The sequence below is a fragment of the Streptomyces sp. NPDC057280 genome (genome assembly GCF_042668605.1).
Taxonomy (GTDB): Bacteria; Actinomycetota; Actinomycetes; order Streptomycetales; family Streptomycetaceae; genus Streptomyces.
Genome location: NZ_JBHUYR010000003.1, coordinates 271203 through 287397 on the forward strand (window position 1 = coordinate 271203; position 16195 = coordinate 287397).

Consider the following 16195-nt stretch of genomic DNA (forward strand, 5'->3'; position numbering starts at 1 on the left):
GGTGAGGAACCTCCGGCCGGCCCCAGGACCCCCGTTTCAGACCCCAAGACTTACAACCCTGAGAGGGATTGACGCATAGTGCTCGACGTCAACTTCTTCGATGAGCTCCGGATCGGTCTGGCCACCGCTGACGACATCCGTCAGTGGAGCCACGGCGAGGTCAAGAAGCCCGAGACCATCAACTACCGCACCCTCAAGCCCGAAAAGGACGGACTCTTCTGCGAGAAGATCTTCGGTCCGACCCGGGACTGGGAGTGCTACTGCGGCAAGTACAAGCGCGTCCGCTTCAAGGGCATCATCTGTGAGCGCTGTGGCGTCGAGGTCACTCGCGCCAAGGTGCGCCGTGAGCGGATGGGCCACATCGAGCTGGCCGCCCCCGTCACGCACATCTGGTACTTCAAGGGCGTTCCGTCGCGGCTGGGTTACCTGCTCGACCTCGCCCCGAAGGACCTGGAGAAGGTCATCTACTTCGCGGCGTACATGATCACGTACGTCGACGAGGAGCGCCGCACCCGCGACCTGCCCTCCCTGGAGGCGCACGTCTCCGTGGAGCGCCAGCAGATCGAGAACCGCCGGGACGCCGACCTCGAGGCCCGCGCCAAGAAGCTGGAAAGCGACCTGGCCGAGCTGGAGGCCGAGGGCGCCAAGGCCGACGTGCGCCGCAAGGTGCGCGAGGGTGCCGAGCGTGAGATGAAGCAGCTGCGCGACCGTGCGCAGCGCGAGATCGACCGTCTCGACGAGGTGTGGACCCGCTTCAAGAACCTCAAGGTCCAGGACCTCGAGGGCGACGAGCTCCTCTACCGCGAGCTGCGTGACCGCTTCGGCACGTACTTCGACGGCTCGATGGGTGCCGCGGCGCTGCAGAAGCGCCTGGAGTCCTTCGACCTCGACGAGGAGGCCGAGAAGCTCCGCGAGATCATCCGTACCGGCAAGGGCCAGAAGAAGACCCGTGCGCTGAAGCGGCTGAAGGTCGTGTCTGCGTTCCTGCAGACCTCCAACAGCCCCAAGGGCATGGTCCTCGACTGCGTCCCGGTCATCCCGCCGGACCTTCGCCCGATGGTGCAGCTGGACGGTGGCCGCTTCGCGACCTCCGACCTGAACGACCTGTACCGCCGTGTGATCAACCGCAACAACCGTCTGAAGAGGCTCCTCGACCTCGGCGCGCCCGAGATCATCGTCAACAACGAGAAGCGCATGCTTCAGGAGGCTGTTGACGCCCTCTTCGACAACGGTCGTCGCGGCCGGCCGGTCACCGGTCCCGGTAACCGCCCGCTGAAGTCCCTCAGCGACATGCTGAAGGGTAAGCAGGGTCGATTCCGTCAGAACCTGCTCGGTAAGCGTGTGGACTACTCCGCGCGTTCCGTGATCGTCGTCGGTCCGCAGCTGAAGCTGCACCAGTGCGGTCTGCCCAAGGCGATGGCGCTGGAGCTCTTCAAGCCGTTCGTGATGAAGCGGCTCGTGGACCTCAACCACGCGCAGAACATCAAGAGCGCCAAGCGCATGGTGGAGCGCGGCCGCACCGTCGTGTACGACGTCCTCGAAGAGGTCATCGCCGAGCACCCGGTGCTGCTGAACCGTGCTCCCACCCTGCACCGCCTCGGCATCCAGGCCTTCGAGCCGCAGCTGGTCGAGGGCAAGGCCATCCAGATCCACCCGCTCGTCTGCACCGCGTTCAACGCGGACTTCGACGGTGACCAGATGGCCGTGCACCTGCCGCTGTCCGCGGAGGCGCAGGCCGAGGCCCGCATCCTGATGCTGTCCTCGAACAACATCCTCAAGCCCGCCGACGGCCGTCCGGTGACGATGCCGACCCAGGACATGGTCCTCGGTCTGTTCTTCCTCACCACCGACGGTGAGCTGCGTGACACCAAGGGCGAGGGCCGTGCGTTCGGCTCCACGGCCGAGGCGATCATGGCGTTCGACGCCGGCGAGCTGGCGCTGCAGTCGCAGGTCGACATCCGCTTCCCGGTGGGCACCATCCCGCCGCGTGGCTGGACGCCGCCGGCGGCCGAGGAGGGCGAGCCGGAGTACCAGTCGGGCGACAGCTTCCGGCTGCGTACGACCCTGGGCCGCGCGCTCTTCAACGAGCTGCTGCCCGAGGACTACCCGTTCGTCGACTACTCGGTCGGCAAGAAGCAGCTCTCCGAGATCGTCAACGACCTCGCCGAGCGCTACCCCAAGGTCATCGTGGCGGCGACGCTCGACAACCTGAAGGCGGCCGGCTTCTACTGGGCGACCCGTTCCGGTGTCACCGTCGCCATCTCCGACGTCGTCGTTCCCGAGGCGAAGAAGGAGATCGTCAAGGGCTACGAGGCGCAGGACGAGAAGGTCCAGAAGCAGTACGAGCGCGGTCTGATCACCAAGGAAGAGCGCACTCAGGAGCTCATCGCGATCTGGACCAAGGCGACCAACGAGGTCGCCGAGGCGATGAACGAGAACTTCCCCAAGACGAACCCCATCTTCATGATGGTTGACTCGGGTGCCCGAGGAAACATGATGCAGATGCGGCAGATCGCCGGTATGCGTGGTCTGGTGTCGAACGCCAAGAACGAGACGATTCCGCGTCCCATCAAGGCGTCCTTCCGTGAGGGCCTGTCCGTCCTGGAGTACTTCATCTCCACCCACGGTGCCCGTAAGGGTCTGGCCGACACCGCCCTGCGTACCGCCGACTCGGGTTACCTGACCCGTCGTCTGGTGGACGTCTCGCAGGACGTCATCATCCGCGAGGAGGACTGCGGCACCGAGCGCGGTCTCAAGCTGGCGATCGCCGAGGTCGGCGCGGACGGTGTGCTGCGCAAGGCCGACAACGTCGAGACCAGCGTGTACGCCCGTGCGCTGGCCGAGGACATCACCGTCGACGGCAAGGTGCTGGCCCCGGCCAACACCGACCTCGGCGACGTCCTCATCGACGAGCTGGTCCGGCACGGTGTCTCCGAGGTCAAGACCCGCTCGGTCCTGACCTGTGAGTCCGCCGTCGGCACCTGCGCCATGTGCTACGGCCGCTCCCTGGCCACCGGCAAGCTGGTCGACATCGGTGAGGCGGTCGGCATCATCGCCGCCCAGTCCATCGGTGAGCCCGGCACCCAGCTGACGATGCGTACCTTCCACACCGGTGGTGTGGCCGGTGACGACATCACCCAGGGTCTGCCGCGTGTCGTCGAGCTCTTCGAGGCCCGTACCCCGAAGGGTGTTGCTCCCATCTCCGAGGCGAGCGGCCGCGTTCGCATCGAGGAGACGGAGAAGACCAAGAAGATCGTCATCACCCCGGACGACGGCAGCGACGAGACGGCGTACCCGATCTCGAAGCGCGCGCGTCTTCTGGTCAGCGAGGGCGAGCACGTCGAGGTGGGCCAGAAGCTCACCGTGGGTGCCACCAACCCGCACGACGTGCTGCGCATCCTGGGCCAGCGTGCCGTCCAGGTCCACCTGGTCGGCGAGGTCCAGAAGGTCTACAACTCGCAGGGTGTGTCGATTCACGACAAGCACATCGAGATCATCATCCGGCAGATGCTGCGCCGCGTGACGATCATCGAGTCCGGCGACGCCGAGCTGCTGCCCGGCGAGCTGGTCGAGCGCTCGAAGTTCGAGACCGAGAACCGTCGTGTGGTCCAGGAGGGCGGTCACCCGGCCTCCGGTCGTCCGCAGCTGATGGGTATCACCAAGGCCTCGCTGGCGACGGAATCCTGGCTGTCGGCCGCCTCCTTCCAGGAGACGACCCGAGTCCTGACGGACGCGGCGATCAACGCCAAGTCCGACAGCCTCATCGGCCTCAAGGAGAACGTCATCATCGGTAAGCTCATCCCGGCCGGTACGGGTCTGTCCCGCTACCGCAACATCCGGGTGGAGCCCACCGAGGAGGCGAAGGCCGCGATGTACTCGGCCGTCGGCTACGACGACATCGACTACTCGCCGTTCGGCACGGGCTCCGGCCAGGCCGTTCCGCTGGAGGACTACGACTACGGGCCGTACAACCAGTAGTAGTTGGTTCTGAAGGTCTGAAGTCCTGAAGTTCTGAAGGGCGGTCACCTCGTCTCGTACGGGGTGACCGCCCTTCGGCGTGTCCGGGTTCAGAGGCCGGTGCGCAGGTACGGCTCCAGGGCCTGGATGCGGGTGTGGTGGTCGGGGTGGGTGGAGAGCAGCCGGGCGAAGGTGCCGGGCTCCTTGAGGTGGTGGCCGGCCGCCACGATCTGTGCCTTCTCGCGGTCCTCCTCCGCCTGCAGCTGGTGCAGCACCTGGGTCATCTGCCCGGCGAAACCGAGCACCGCGGCCTGCTGGTCGGCGCGCAGCTCGGCCTTGCGGCCCATGAACGCGAGCAGGTAGGGGGCGAGGACGAGAGGCAGGGTGAGGTACCAGGCCGCCATGAACCCGCCGACCAGGCACATGCCGATGACGAACGCGACCAGGAAGTAGGCCCGCCAGGACAGCACGGCGGCGATGGCCAGGGCGATCCGCGCCACGAACTTCGTGACCGTCCAGGCGATCCGGCCGGGCAGGGAGTACCAGTAGCCGAGCAGGCCGGCCCAGGCGTGACCGCCGGTGTGGTGGCCGAGTTCATGGGCGAGTACGGCGGCCAGGTTGCTGCTGGGGATCTCGTTGAGGGCGTACGTCGTGACGCTGACGACATGTCCCGCGACCGCCGAGGCATTGAGCTCGGGGCTGTTCTCCACCATGAGCTCGTAGGTGTGCGCCTCGATGCCGGCGCGGGCGGTGACCTCACGCCAGATCGGGTCGAGCCGGGCCTGCTCCTCGGGCCGCGGGGCGCGGAGCTTGAGGACACGGCGGGCGAAGGCGAGCTCGGTGGGCCGGTGGAAGACGAGACCTCCGGTGGCCAGCCAGGCGAGGACGACGATCCAGCCGCCGGCCGTGCCGAACAGCGCGAACGCGATCGCGCCGACCACGGCCGCGCTCACGACGAGGCTCGGCACGTGGACGAGCAGGCTCCCTATCGCGGTGGCGTCGGCGCCGCGCTGGTGCGCGGCGACGTGGACCCGGGAGCCGAGGTGCCGGTAGTCGAGGTCGTCGGGGGCGGGTTCCGGGGCGGGAGCGGGCTGCGGGGGGATGTACGGGGCGTGGGAGGCCGCGTACGGGGGTGGGACGTCCGTCGGGGCGGTGGGGTACGGGGGTGGTGGTGCGGCGGTCGGGTCAGGGGTCGTCGGCGTGGTGAGGTACGGGGCCGATGGGGCGGTGGGGTACTGCGGGGTGGCGGCGGCGGGGTAGGGGGTGTCGGGTCCGGTGGGGTACTGCGGGGCGGTGTCGGCGGGGTAGGGGGCGTTGGGCGCTGTCGGGTACTGCGGGGGTGGTGCCGTGGGGTATGAGGGAGGGGGCGGCGAGTACGCAGGTGCTGGGCTCGCGGGGTACTGCGGTGGTGGTGCGGCCGACGGGTACTGGGGTGGTGGTGCGGCCGTGGGGTACAGAGGTGGGGGCGGCTCTGTGGGGTGCTGTCGTTCCGGAGTGGCGGCTGGTTCTGGTGGTTGGGACACGGGGCTCCTTCTGCGCGCGTGAGGGTGGGGTACGTGTGTGGGGGCGGGCTCAGCCGGTCAGCAGGCCCGCAGGGAGCAGCAGCGCGCCCGCGCAGAAGGCGATCAGGCCGGCGCGGATCCACTGGTGCTTGCGGGCGGCGATGAGGCTGGTCTCGGTGAGGGACGCCGTGAGGCCGGCGGCCGGGTCGCGTTCGGTGTCGGCGAGGGCCTCGGCCAACCGGCCTTCGCGTGCGGCGCGTTGGACGTCGCCGAAGTAGCACAGGGGGCGCCCCGGGGCCCATGCGCCGTTGCCGTAGCGGGGCAGTACGGCGAGCAGCAGGGCGAACAGCGACAGGGTGAACGCGGCGACCCCGGCCCACCACAGGACGGCACCGGGAACCGAGAGCGACTGGGGACTCCACTGGCGCCCCGCCACGAGTCCGCTGAACACCCCCGCGGTCATGCCGAGCGCCGCGACCAGCACGGACGCCTTGCTGTCGGCACGGGCTATCTCCCCGCGCATCTCGCCGAGGAGACGTTCGGCCACCGGCCGGCCCGGGGGAGCGGTGACCGGCGCCGTCATGTGGGGTCCGCGTCGGCGGCGGGCGGCTCCGGCTGGGCGGAGGTGCCGGGTGGGGGCGGCGGGTACGACCCCGGCGCGGGGGGCGTCACCGGCACGGGGCCGCCTGCGACGTGCGGCGCGGGGCCGGCGGCGGGCGCGGGCGATGCGTACGGGGCGGACGCCGGCCCGGGCGTGGGGGCGCCGCCAGGGACCGGACCGCCGCTACCTACGGGGCCGGTGGGTGCGTACGGCGAGGGCGGGACTGCCGTCCCCGGGGCCTGGGCGGGCACGTAAGGCGTCGTTCCGGGTATCGGCCCGGTCCCGGGCGGCTGCGTCGCGCCCGGGGCGGGGGCCGGACCGGCGCCCGGCACATGCGGCGGGCTCGGGACGGGCGGGTACGGCGCTCCCGGTGCCGGGGCGGTTCCCGGCACATACGGCATCCCCGGCGGCGGGCCGTATGCCGGTGTCGGCGTTGCCGGTGTCGGCCCTGGTCCCGGCCCGTACGTCGGTGCTCCCGGCACATACGGCATCCCTGGTGGCGGGCCGTATGCCGGTGTCGGTGTTCCCGGTGTTCCCGGTGTTCCCGGTGTTCCCGGTGTCGGGGTTGCCGGTGTCGCCGTGTCTCCCGGGTAGGCGGGGCCCGGTGGGGGAGTGGGGGCGGCGGGGAGTTCGCCGGGTGTGGGGGCTGGGGGCTGGGTTCTGCGGTGGAGGAGGTCGTCGACCTCCTGGCGGATCTGTTTCAGGGACTCGGCCTTCTGGTAGTCCTCCAGGTCGTCGCCGCCGATCAGTTCCAACTGGGTTTTGATGAAGGTCAGTTGGTCCTGGTGGATGTTGTTGATGACCAGCTGGGTGTCCTCGGGGTGGGCGGCGAGGTGGAGGGCCCAGGCGCCGACCCCGCCGTGCTGGAGCCAGTACTGGTAGAAGTGGATCTTCTCGGCCACCAGTTGCTGCTGCTGACGCTGCTGCAGCGCCTCCAGCTCGAAGCTCTGCTGTGCCAGCCGCATCCGGTACGCGTGCTCGGGGTCGAGCATGTCCGTCTCGTAGCGCAGCGCCCGCTGCCGGCGCCGGTGGGCGATCGCCTCGTCGTCGAGGCTGAGCCGGAGGACGCAGGTGACCGTCAGGCCGATGCCGGCCGCGAAGGAGCCGACGGACAGGGCCTGCTGCACCGCCGCCTCCGCCGTCGCGCTGTCCTCGATGGAGAAGCCGCGGCTGACCGGACGGGCGAACTGCTGGAGTTCTCGCGTCAGACGGGTCGGCACGTCCCGCTCGCCGCTGCGGACGAAGGCCTCGGGATCGTGCACCCGCCAGGTGAGGTCGGCCGTCGCGCCGAAGGCGAACGCGTCGTCGTCGCTGGGCAGCTGGAGGTCGAGGCGCACCGGGTGGCTGCCCATGTCGACCTCGTAGACCGAGGTGTAGCGGCGGGTCGCGGCGTCCGTGCGGCTGGGGCGGTGCGGCGGGACGTAGACGTCGTACGCCCCGCCCGCCGTCGCGAAGACCAGGGCGTGGTCGATCGCGGTGATCTGGCGGCGCGCGGTCCAGTCGAACCGTGAGATGGGCTTCACGGTGAGGACCGGGTCGATCAACGTGCTGTGCCGGTCGGCCTGTTGCTGCCACTCCGGCTGTCGGCGGAAGTCCGCCATGGGTCAACTCCTAGGCTGAGCTGGTGTGGAGGGGTGCAGTGCGGCGAGCAGGCGGTCCGCCACCAGGGGGCGCGGGCCGCCGTCCTCCGCTCGCATCGTGCGCAGTTCGTGGTCCAGGCGGTCGCGGTCGGCCGCCGTGACGATCAGGGCGGGCAGCAGCAGCTCCAGGGCGTGGGCGGCGTCCGGGCGGCGCTGGGCGACATGCGTCCAGGTGCGCAGGGCGTTCAGGGCCTGCCGGGTGTGGGCGCGGTCGCCGAGAGCGGCGCGCCACAGGGCGGCGACATCGCGGGCCGAGTCGGTCTCGTACATTCCGGTGTCGGCGTACCACTCGACGAGCGCGCCCTCGTCGGCGTTGTCGCAGGCCCGTATGAAGCCGGCCAGGGCGAGGGCCCGTACCGAGGGCGTGTCGTGCTGCAGCAGGCGGACCAGCTCGGAGAGCATCTCGCCGCGGCGGGAGCCCACCGACAGCAGCAGGGCCGTCGACTCGACGAGGTTGTCGCTCTCGGCCGGCTTGCTGTCGTCCACCCGGGCGCGGGCGGCGAGCGCGCTCAGCGCCGGGGCCGCCAGGTCGGGGCGGAGCGGGGCGAGCAGGCCCAGGGCGCGGATCGCGGTCCAGCGGCGGGCCCAGTGGTGGTCCGTGCACCACTCGGTCAGCAGCCGCAGCACGACCGGGGCGTTCAGGAGCTGGGCGAGGACCAGGGTGTTCGCCGCGGTCACCCGGGGGCCGAAGGCGCGGGACACCGCCCAGCCGTCGATCAGCAGGGCCACGGCCGAGGGCAGGTCCGCGCGGGCGAGCACGGCCGCCGCGGCGGCGGCCCGGGTGCGGACCACCGGGCGGCCGTCCCGGGCCAGCTCGCGCAGCCAGGTCACCAGCGCGGGACGCGCCGACGGATGCCCCGTCCACACCTCCGACAGCAGCACATGCGGGGTGTCCTCGCGCGGGAAGTAGGCGGTGAACTGCGGCACCGGACCCCACTCGGTGCTCTCGTCCCGTACCTCGCCCTCGGCGCCGGCCCGTTCGAGCCGCTCCTCGGCGCTGGGGCCGAACACCGGGATCTCGGGCGGCTGTTCCGGCTCCTGGAGCCGCTGGAAGTGCACGAACAGCTTGTCCGCGAGCTCGGCGGCCAGGACGTACGGGGCCTGGTCGAAGACGGCCAGCGCGATCAGGAACGCCTTGTCCCGCAGATCGGTGCCGGTGTCGCTGAGCCGGTCCCGGCACTGTTTCACCACCGCGGTCTGCCCGAAGTCCGCGAGCCGCGCCTGAGCGGCGGCGCTTCCGTCGTATCCCGCGAGCACCTCGGCGAACTCGGCGGCCTCGACCGGCCGGTGCGGCCCGCGGGTGAGGAACTCCCGCACCGGGGCGAGGCCGAGCAGCCGGCCCGCGTCTTCGCGATGACGCAGATGAGCCCGTACGACGTCCGCCGCGTCCGGGGGTTCCCAGGCCAGCGGGGGCACCCCGGGCAGGAACGGCGACCGCTCGACCGTGATCACCAGATAGCCGTCGGTCTGCTTCAGCCGGTCGACGGCGGCGTAGAGGTGGTTCTCCCGGAGTGGCCGGTTGCGGGTCAGGGGCAGGTCTCGCAGGACGTGCCCGCCGGGGCGGTCCAGCTGGGCGGTCAGGGTGGAGGGCGTGGTCTCCGAGGAGAGGGCGTGCACGGCCGCTACGCCGAGGCGGAACAGCAGCATCCGCGCGGCCGCGTACCGGCCGCAGGCGTGGGCGCCGGAGAGGACCAGGACGCGTTCCTCACGCAGCCGGCGCAGCGCGGTCTCGAAGACGGGGCCGTCGACGAAGACCTTCGCGAGCGCTTCCAGGTGCTCCCGCGGTATCTCCCCGGACGGGGTCCGGTACGCGGCCGAACGGTCACCGTGGTGGTGGATCTCCGTCTTGCCGCCGAGGAACACGTCCCCGGTGACCTGCCCGCCGGACACCCCGTGCTGCGCGCCGCCGACCAGGCTGCCGCCGAAGCCGGCCCCTGAGCCGAGGATGAACCCCGGGGTGTGCGCGAACAGCTCGCGCTGCGCGGCCCGCGCCTCCTGCGTACGTTCCTCGGGCTCGCCGGGTGCCGGATCGGCTTCCGGCGCCTCCTCCGGGGTGGGCACCGTCATGCCGCGTCACCCCCGGTCCCGTTCCCGCCCCCGCCGAGGTGCACGTTCCCGGTGACCTGCCCGCCGGACACCCCGTGCTGGTCCCCGGCGACGAGGCTGCCGCCGAAGGAGGGGGAACCCCCGGTGAAGTGGAACACCGCGGGCGGGGCCTGCCCCGGTGCCGGGCCGTCCCCCGAGGCACCCGGCACCGGGGCTCCCCCGGCCCCCGTTCCACTGTGGTCGTCGGTCCGCGCGGGCACCGGCCCGTGCAGCCAGGCCGTCAGCGGGCCGTTCTTGCTGTCCACCGTCACGGCGTGGAAGGCGTCCGCCGGGATGCCGGGGTGGTCGTGGCGGACGATCCCGGTGTGCACGGCGTCCGAGACGCACAGGGCGAAGTCGTCCCGGCGTTCGCGCAGGGCCGCGCGCAGGAGGGCCGCGTCCAGGAGACGGCAGGCGTGGTTGAGGTCGGAGCCGACCCAGCCCTCGTGCTCGTCGACGGCGACGTACCCGGCGGCGACCACCCCGCGCAGCCGGATCTGCGCCGACTTCGACGCCATGCGGTTGACCGAGCGGAGCTGCGCCGGGACCTCGCTCAGCAGGGCGCGCAGCAGCGCGGTCACGGACGCGTTCGCGTCGATCAGCTCCATCACCGCGTCACCCCGGTCGGCGCGCAGTCGCAGCGTCTCCTCGATGCCGGCGCTCTCCAGGGCGCGGTCGGTGACGTCGTAGAGCATGCGCCGTAAGTAGGCCTGCTCCACGTCGTCCCGGTCGCTGAACTTCTCGATGTCCAGCAGCAGGATCGTGCGGCTCACGGGGTCGGTCATGGTGGCCTTTCGGGTCGGGCGTACGGCGAGAAGAGTGGCCTTCGGGACGGGGTGGGCGAGAGGGCGGATGACGCACTGGAACTGTGACCGTGTGCACAGAGGTCGCGCGGAAGCCCGTACGCCTCAGGAATCCGCCCGCGCGATCCTGCGCAGCACGTCCATGCGCACGATCCGCATCGTGCGGCGGCCGGTGACCACCACACCCCGGTCCCGCAGGTCCTTCAGCAGGCGCTGGACCATCTCGCGGGAGGCGCCCACCGAACCGGCCAGCTCCTGCTTGCTGAGCGGGACGAGGAGTTCGACGCCGGTCTCGGTGTAGCGGGCGTTGGTGTGGGCCAGTTCCAGCAGGAGGACGGCGAGGCGCTCGCGTACGTGCAGGGAGGCGAACTCGATGCGGCGCTGGTCGGCGGCGCGCATCCGGTCGGAGGTGAGGCCGAGCAGGGCGTACGAGACGGCCGGGGAGTCGGCGAGGAACACCGTGAACCGGTCCCGGTCCACCGCGACCGCGCGGACCGGCTCCAGCGCCGTCACCGTCGCCGAGCGGGGCCGACCGGTCAGGGCCGCGGACTCGCCGACGATGTCGCCGGGGCCGCGCAGGGCGAGGAGTGCCTCGTAGCCGTTGACGGCGGCGGCGGTGACCTTGGTCCAGCCGTGGGTGACGAAGAGGACGTACGACGAGGGTTCGTGCTGGTGGAGCAGGACGGCACGGGTGCGGAAGCGCAGCTCGCGGCCGAGTGCGAGCAGGGCCTCGCGGTCCTCCCGCTCCAGCCGGGCCAGGAAGGGCACCCGGTCGTCCAGCCCGTTCTCCCCCGGTAAGTCGGCCGCGGTCATGAAAGCCCCCCGTCTCCCTGACACCGCGCTCGTCACTCTGCGCAGCGACCCATCAACGTACTGAACCCGTCGGCGCCCTGAACGGGGTTCACCAACATTCACAGATGTGGACAGGAAGAAGATCGTCGGGAGCCGCGGGCAACGGGGATAATTCCGGCGCGTCGCACCCCGTCTCATTTGTTTTGACCGAAGTCCATGAGGTAGGTACGCTCAGACCTTGTGCCTGGGGTGTGCCCTGGCTCTCGTGCGTGTCTTCAGCCGCATCGCGAGCCGTGACACGGCCGCCGTAATCTGCGCCCTTTTCGCTTCGCGGCGAGAGTCTGCCGGATTCGACACACCCGACCGCGTGGGTCGGCGACGTTCCAGGTTAGCTGTACCCATCGGCACACAGAAACCGGAGAAGTAGTGCCTACGATCCAGCAGCTGGTCCGTAAGGGCCGGCAGGACAAGGTCGAGAAGAACAAGACGCCCGCACTCGAGGGTTCCCCTCAGCGTCGTGGCGTCTGCACGCGTGTGTTCACGACCACCCCGAAGAAGCCGAACTCGGCCCTGCGTAAGGTCGCGCGTGTGCGTCTGACCAGCGGGATCGAGGTCACCGCTTACATTCCGGGTGAGGGACACAACCTGCAGGAGCACTCCATCGTGCTCGTGCGCGGCGGCCGTGTGAAGGACCTGCCGGGTGTTCGCTACAAGATCATCCGTGGCTCCCTCGACACCCAGGGTGTCAAGAACCGCAAGCAGGCCCGTTCCCGCTACGGCGCCAAGAAGGAGAAGTAAGAATGCCTCGTAAGGGCCCCGCCCCGAAGCGCCCGGTCATCATCGACCCGGTCTACGGTTCTCCTCTGGTCACGTCGCTCATCAACAAGGTGCTGCTGAACGGCAAGCGCTCCACCGCCGAGCGCATCGTCTACGGCGCCATGGAGGGCCTGCGTGACAAGACGGGCAACGACCCGGTCATCACGCTGAAGCGCGCTCTGGAAAACATCAAGCCGACGCTTGAGGTCAAGTCCCGCCGTGTCGGTGGCGCGACCTACCAGGTGCCGGTCGAGGTCAAGCCCGGCCGTGCCAACACCCTGGCGCTGCGCTGGCTGGTCGGTTACTCCCGCGCCCGTCGCGAGAAGACCATGACCGAGCGCCTCCTCAACGAGCTTCTCGACGCTTCGAACGGCCTCGGTGCGGCCGTCAAGAAGCGCGAGGACACGCACAAGATGGCCGAGTCCAACAAGGCCTTCGCGCACTACCGCTGGTAGTCGCAGTCCACATCGAGACCGAGAGAAGACTGAAGCCTTATGGCTACCACTTCGCTTGACCTGGCCAGGGTCCGCAACATCGGGATCATGGCCCACATCGACGCGGGCAAGACGACCACCACCGAGCGGATCCTGTTCTACACCGGCGTTTCGTACAAGATCGGTGAGGTCCACGACGGCGCTGCCACCATGGACTGGATGGAGCAGGAGCAGGAGCGTGGCATCACGATCACCTCTGCTGCCACCACCTGTCACTGGCCGCTTGAGGGTGTCGACCACACCATCAACATCATCGACACGCCGGGTCACGTCGACTTCACCGTCGAGGTGGAGCGTTCGCTCCGCGTCCTCGACGGTGCCGTGACGGTGTTCGACGGCGTTGCCGGTGTGGAGCCGCAGTCGGAGACGGTGTGGCGTCAGGCCGACCGTTACGGCGTGCCCCGCATCTGCTTCGTCAACAAGCTGGACCGTACCGGCGCCGAGTTCCACCGCTGCGTGGACATGATCTCGGACCGCCTGGGCGCCCAGCCGCTCGTCATGCAGCTCCCGATCGGCGCCGAGGCCGACTTCAAGGGCGTCGTCGACCTCGTGACGATGAAGGCCCTGGTCTGGTCCGCCGAGGCGGCCAAGGGCGAGATGTACGACGTCGTCGACATCCCGGCCACGCACACCGAGGCTGCCGAGGAGTACCGCGGCAAGCTCATCGAGGCCGTCGCCGAGAACGACGAAGAGATCATGGAGCTGTACCTGGAGGGCGAGGAGCCTTCCGTGGAGCAGCTGTACGCCGCGATCCGTCGTATCACCATCGCCTCCGGCAAGTCCAAGGACACCACGGTCACCCCGGTGTTCTGCGGTACCGCGTTCAAGAACAAGGGCGTCCAGCCCCTGCTCGACGCGGTCGTGCGCTACCTGCCGACCCCGCTTGACGTCGAGGCCATCGAGGGCCACGACGTGAAGGACCCCGAGGTCGTCATCAAGCGCAAGCCGTCCGACGACGAGCCGCTGTCGGCGCTGGCGTTCAAGATCATGAGCGACCCGCACCTCGGCAAGCTCACCTTCGTCCGGATCTACTCCGGTCGCCTGGAGTCCGGCACCGCCGTGCTGAACTCCGTCAAGGGCAAGAAGGAGCGCATCGGCAAGATCTACCGCATGCACGCGAACAAGCGTGAGGAGATCGAGTCGGTGGGCGCCGGCGACATCGTCGCCGTCATGGGCCTGAAGCAGACCACCACCGGTGAGACGCTGTCCGACGACAAGCAGCCGGTGATCCTGGAGTCCATGGACTTCCCGGCGCCGGTCATCCAGGTCGCCATCGAGCCCAAGTCGAAGGGCGACCAGGAGAAGCTGGGCGTCGCGATCCAGCGCCTCGCCGAGGAGGACCCGTCGTTCCAGGTCCACTCGGACGAGGAGACGGGCCAGACCATCATCGGTGGTATGGGCGAGCTGCACCTCGAGGTGCTGGTCGACCGTATGCGCCGTGAGTTCAAGGTCGAGGCCAACGTCGGCAAGCCGCAGGTCGCCTACCGCGAGACGATCCGCAAGGCCGTCGAGCGCGTCGACTACACGCACAAGAAGCAGACTGGTGGTACCGGCCAGTTCGCCAAGGTGCAGATCGCGATCGAGCCGATCGAGGGCGGCGACGCCTCGTACGAGTTCGTGAACAAGGTGACCGGTGGCCGTATCCCGAAGGAGTACATCCCTTCGGTGGACGCCGGTGCGCAGGAGGCCATGCAGTTCGGCATCCTCGCCGGGTACGAGATGACGGGCGTCCGCGTCACGCTTCTCGACGGTGCCTACCACGAGGTCGACTCCTCCGAGCTCGCGTTCAAGATCGCCGGTTCGCAGGCCTTCAAGGAGGCCGCGCGCAAGGCGTCCCCCGTGCTCCTTGAGCCGATGATGGCCGTCGAGGTCACCACGCCCGAGGACTACATGGGTGAGGTCATCGGCGACATCAACTCCCGCCGTGGCCAGATCCAGGCCATGGAGGAGCGGGCCGGTGCCCGCGTCGTGAAGGGCCTCGTGCCCCTCTCGGAGATGTTCGGTTACGTCGGCGACCTGCGCAGCAAGACGTCCGGCCGTGCGAGCTACTCCATGCAGTTCGACTCCTACGCCGAGGTTCCGCGGAACGTCGCCGAGGAGATCATCGCGAAGGCCAAGGGCGAGTAACACACTCCCGTTACACGCTTTAGGCTTGACACCGACCGCCGGGGATCGCCCGGCACGGGAGAACCCCGGCGGGCGGCATCCCAGCAAAGATCACCTGGCGCCGATGAGTAAGGCGTACCAGAACCACTCCACAGGAGGACCCAGTGGCGAAGGCGAAGTTCGAGCGGACTAAGCCCCACGTCAACATCGGCACCATCGGTCACATCGACCACGGTAAGACGACCCTCACGGCCGCCATTACCAAGGTGCTGCACGACGCGTTCCCGGACCTGAACGAGGCCTCGGCGTTCGACCAGATCGACAAGGCTCCCGAGGAGCGCCAGCGCGGTATCACCATCTCCATCGCGCACGTCGAGTACCAGACGGAGACCCGTCACTACGCCCACGTCGACTGCCCCGGTCACGCGGACTACATCAAGAACATGATCACCGGTGCTGCCCAGATGGACGGCGCCATCCTCGTGGTCGCCGCCACCGACGGCCCGATGCCGCAGACCAAGGAGCACGTGCTCCTGGCCCGCCAGGTCGGCGTTCCGTACATCGTCGTCGCCCTGAACAAGGCCGACATGGTGGACGACGAGGAGATCCTGGAGCTCGTCGAGCTCGAGGTCCGTGAGCTGCTCTCCGAGTACGAGTTCCCGGGCGACGACCTGCCGGTCGTCAAGGTTTCCGCTCTGAAGGCCCTTGAGGGCGACAAGGAGTGGGGCCAGACCGTCCTCGACCTGATGAAGGCCGTCGACGAGTCGATCCCGGAGCCCGAGCGCGACGTCGACAAGCCGTTCCTGATGCCGATCGAGGACGTCTTCACGATCACCGGTCGTGGCACCGTCGTCACCGGTCGTATCGAGCGTGGTGTCCTCAAGGTCAACGAGACCGTCGACATCATCGGCATCAAGACCGAGAAGACCACCACCACGGTCACCGGCATCGAGATGTTCCGCAAGCTGCTCGACGAGGGCCAGGCCGGTGAGAACGTCGGTCTGCTGCTCCGTGGCATCAAGCGCGAGGACGTCGAGCGCGGCCAGGTCATCATCAAGCCCGGTTCGGTCACCCCGCACACCGAGTTCGAGGCCCAGGCCTACATCCTGTCCAAGGACGAGGGTGGCCGCCACACGCCGTTCTTCAACAACTACCGTCCGCAGTTCTACTTCCGTACGACGGACGTGACCGGCGTCGTGACCCTCCCCGAGGGCACCGAGATGGTCATGCCGGGTGACAACACCGAGATGAAGGTGGAGCTCATCCAGCCCGTCGCCATGGAAGAGGGCCTGAAGTTCGCCATCCGTGAGGGTGGCCGGACCGTGGGCGCCGGCCAGGTCACCAAGATCACGAAGTGATCTTGGCCCGACAGGGCTGACCGGTAGGTCTCTGTGAGGGG

The 16195-nt window shown here is 69.3% G+C and carries 11 protein-coding genes; 5 read left to right on the plus strand and 6 right to left on the minus strand.

Going from position 1 to position 16195, the window contains the following annotated elements; all coding sequences use genetic code 11:
- The first annotated feature begins 78 nt into the window (after positions 1–78).
- The gene (locus ACFUO4_RS19740; protein WP_126273778.1) at positions 79–3978 is read left to right on the plus strand and encodes a DNA-directed RNA polymerase subunit beta'; all 3900 of its coding nucleotides are present in this window, start codon (positions 79–81) and stop codon (positions 3976–3978) included.
- Between the two features lie 89 nt (positions 3979–4067).
- Here ACFUO4_RS19740 and ACFUO4_RS19745 read toward each other — a convergent pair whose 3' ends face one another.
- The 6 genes from ACFUO4_RS19745 to ACFUO4_RS19770 form a co-directional block, all read right to left on the minus strand.
- On the minus strand, positions 4068–5480 hold the full coding sequence (locus tag ACFUO4_RS19745; RefSeq protein WP_383486347.1) for a M48 family metalloprotease: 1413 nt from the start codon (positions 5478–5480) through the stop codon (positions 4068–4070).
- 49 nt (positions 5481–5529) lie between these two features.
- Entirely contained in the window at positions 5530–6042 is a 513-nt protein-coding gene (locus tag ACFUO4_RS19750; protein ID WP_383486350.1) for a Pycsar system effector family protein, read from the minus strand.
- A complete protein-coding gene (locus ACFUO4_RS19755; RefSeq protein WP_383486353.1) occupies positions 6039–7661 on the minus strand; it encodes a hypothetical protein in 1623 nt (540 codons plus the stop codon). Before ACFUO4_RS19755 ends, ACFUO4_RS19750 begins: the two co-directional genes overlap by 4 nt.
- 3 nt (positions 7662–7664) lie before the next feature.
- Positions 7665–9767, minus strand: a complete 2103-nt coding sequence (locus ACFUO4_RS19760; RefSeq protein WP_383486356.1) for a hypothetical protein — start codon at positions 9765–9767, stop codon at positions 7665–7667.
- Complete coding sequence (locus ACFUO4_RS19765; RefSeq protein WP_383486359.1) at positions 9764–10570, minus strand: hypothetical protein; 807 nt, start codon at positions 10568–10570, stop codon at positions 9764–9766. Before ACFUO4_RS19765 ends, ACFUO4_RS19760 begins: the two co-directional genes overlap by 4 nt.
- 123 nt (positions 10571–10693) lie before the next feature.
- A complete protein-coding gene (locus ACFUO4_RS19770) occupies positions 10694–11401 on the minus strand; it encodes a Crp/Fnr family transcriptional regulator (protein ID WP_383486362.1) in 708 nt (235 codons plus the stop codon).
- Between the two features lie 405 nt (positions 11402–11806).
- On the opposite strand from ACFUO4_RS19770, the gene rpsL reads away from it, so the two are divergent.
- From rpsL to tuf, 4 genes are all read left to right on the plus strand, one after another.
- Positions 11807–12178: a 30S ribosomal protein S12 gene (gene rpsL / locus ACFUO4_RS19775; protein WP_003948652.1), complete on the plus strand. Its 372-nt coding sequence runs from the start codon at positions 11807–11809 to the stop codon at positions 12176–12178.
- A 2-nt stretch (positions 12179–12180) separates the two neighbouring features.
- A complete protein-coding gene (rpsG, locus tag ACFUO4_RS19780; protein ID WP_009330725.1) occupies positions 12181–12651 on the plus strand; it encodes a 30S ribosomal protein S7 in 471 nt (156 codons plus the stop codon).
- Between the two features lie 39 nt (positions 12652–12690).
- Positions 12691–14817, plus strand: a complete 2127-nt coding sequence (fusA, locus tag ACFUO4_RS19785) for an elongation factor G (protein ID WP_079308665.1) — start codon at positions 12691–12693, stop codon at positions 14815–14817.
- A 143-nt stretch (positions 14818–14960) separates the two neighbouring features.
- Positions 14961–16154: an elongation factor Tu gene (tuf, locus tag ACFUO4_RS19790; protein ID WP_079308664.1), complete on the plus strand. Its 1194-nt coding sequence runs from the start codon at positions 14961–14963 to the stop codon at positions 16152–16154.
- Positions 16155–16195 lie beyond the last annotated feature (41 nt).

What these genes read in the sequence shown, in the direction of transcription:
- ACFUO4_RS19750 (WP_383486350.1), bottom strand. Translation starts at nt 6,042, where the DNA reads ATGACGGCGCCGGTCACCGCTCCCCCGGGCCGGCCGGTGGCCGAACGT.
- rpsG (WP_009330725.1), top strand. Translation starts at nt 12,181, where the DNA reads ATGCCTCGTAAGGGCCCCGCCCCGAAGCGCCCGGTCATCATCGACCCG.
- ACFUO4_RS19765 (WP_383486359.1), bottom strand. Translation starts at nt 10,570, where the DNA reads ATGACCGACCCCGTGAGCCGCACGATCCTGCTGCTGGACATCGAGAAG.
- ACFUO4_RS19755 (WP_383486353.1), bottom strand. Translation starts at nt 7,661, where the DNA reads ATGGCGGACTTCCGCCGACAGCCGGAGTGGCAGCAACAGGCCGACCGG.
- ACFUO4_RS19760 (WP_383486356.1), bottom strand. Translation starts at nt 9,767, where the DNA reads ATGACGGTGCCCACCCCGGAGGAGGCGCCGGAAGCCGATCCGGCACCC.
- fusA (WP_079308665.1), top strand. Translation starts at nt 12,691, where the DNA reads ATGGCTACCACTTCGCTTGACCTGGCCAGGGTCCGCAACATCGGGATC.
- ACFUO4_RS19770 (WP_383486362.1), bottom strand. Translation starts at nt 11,401, where the DNA reads ATGACCGCGGCCGACTTACCGGGGGAGAACGGGCTGGACGACCGGGTG.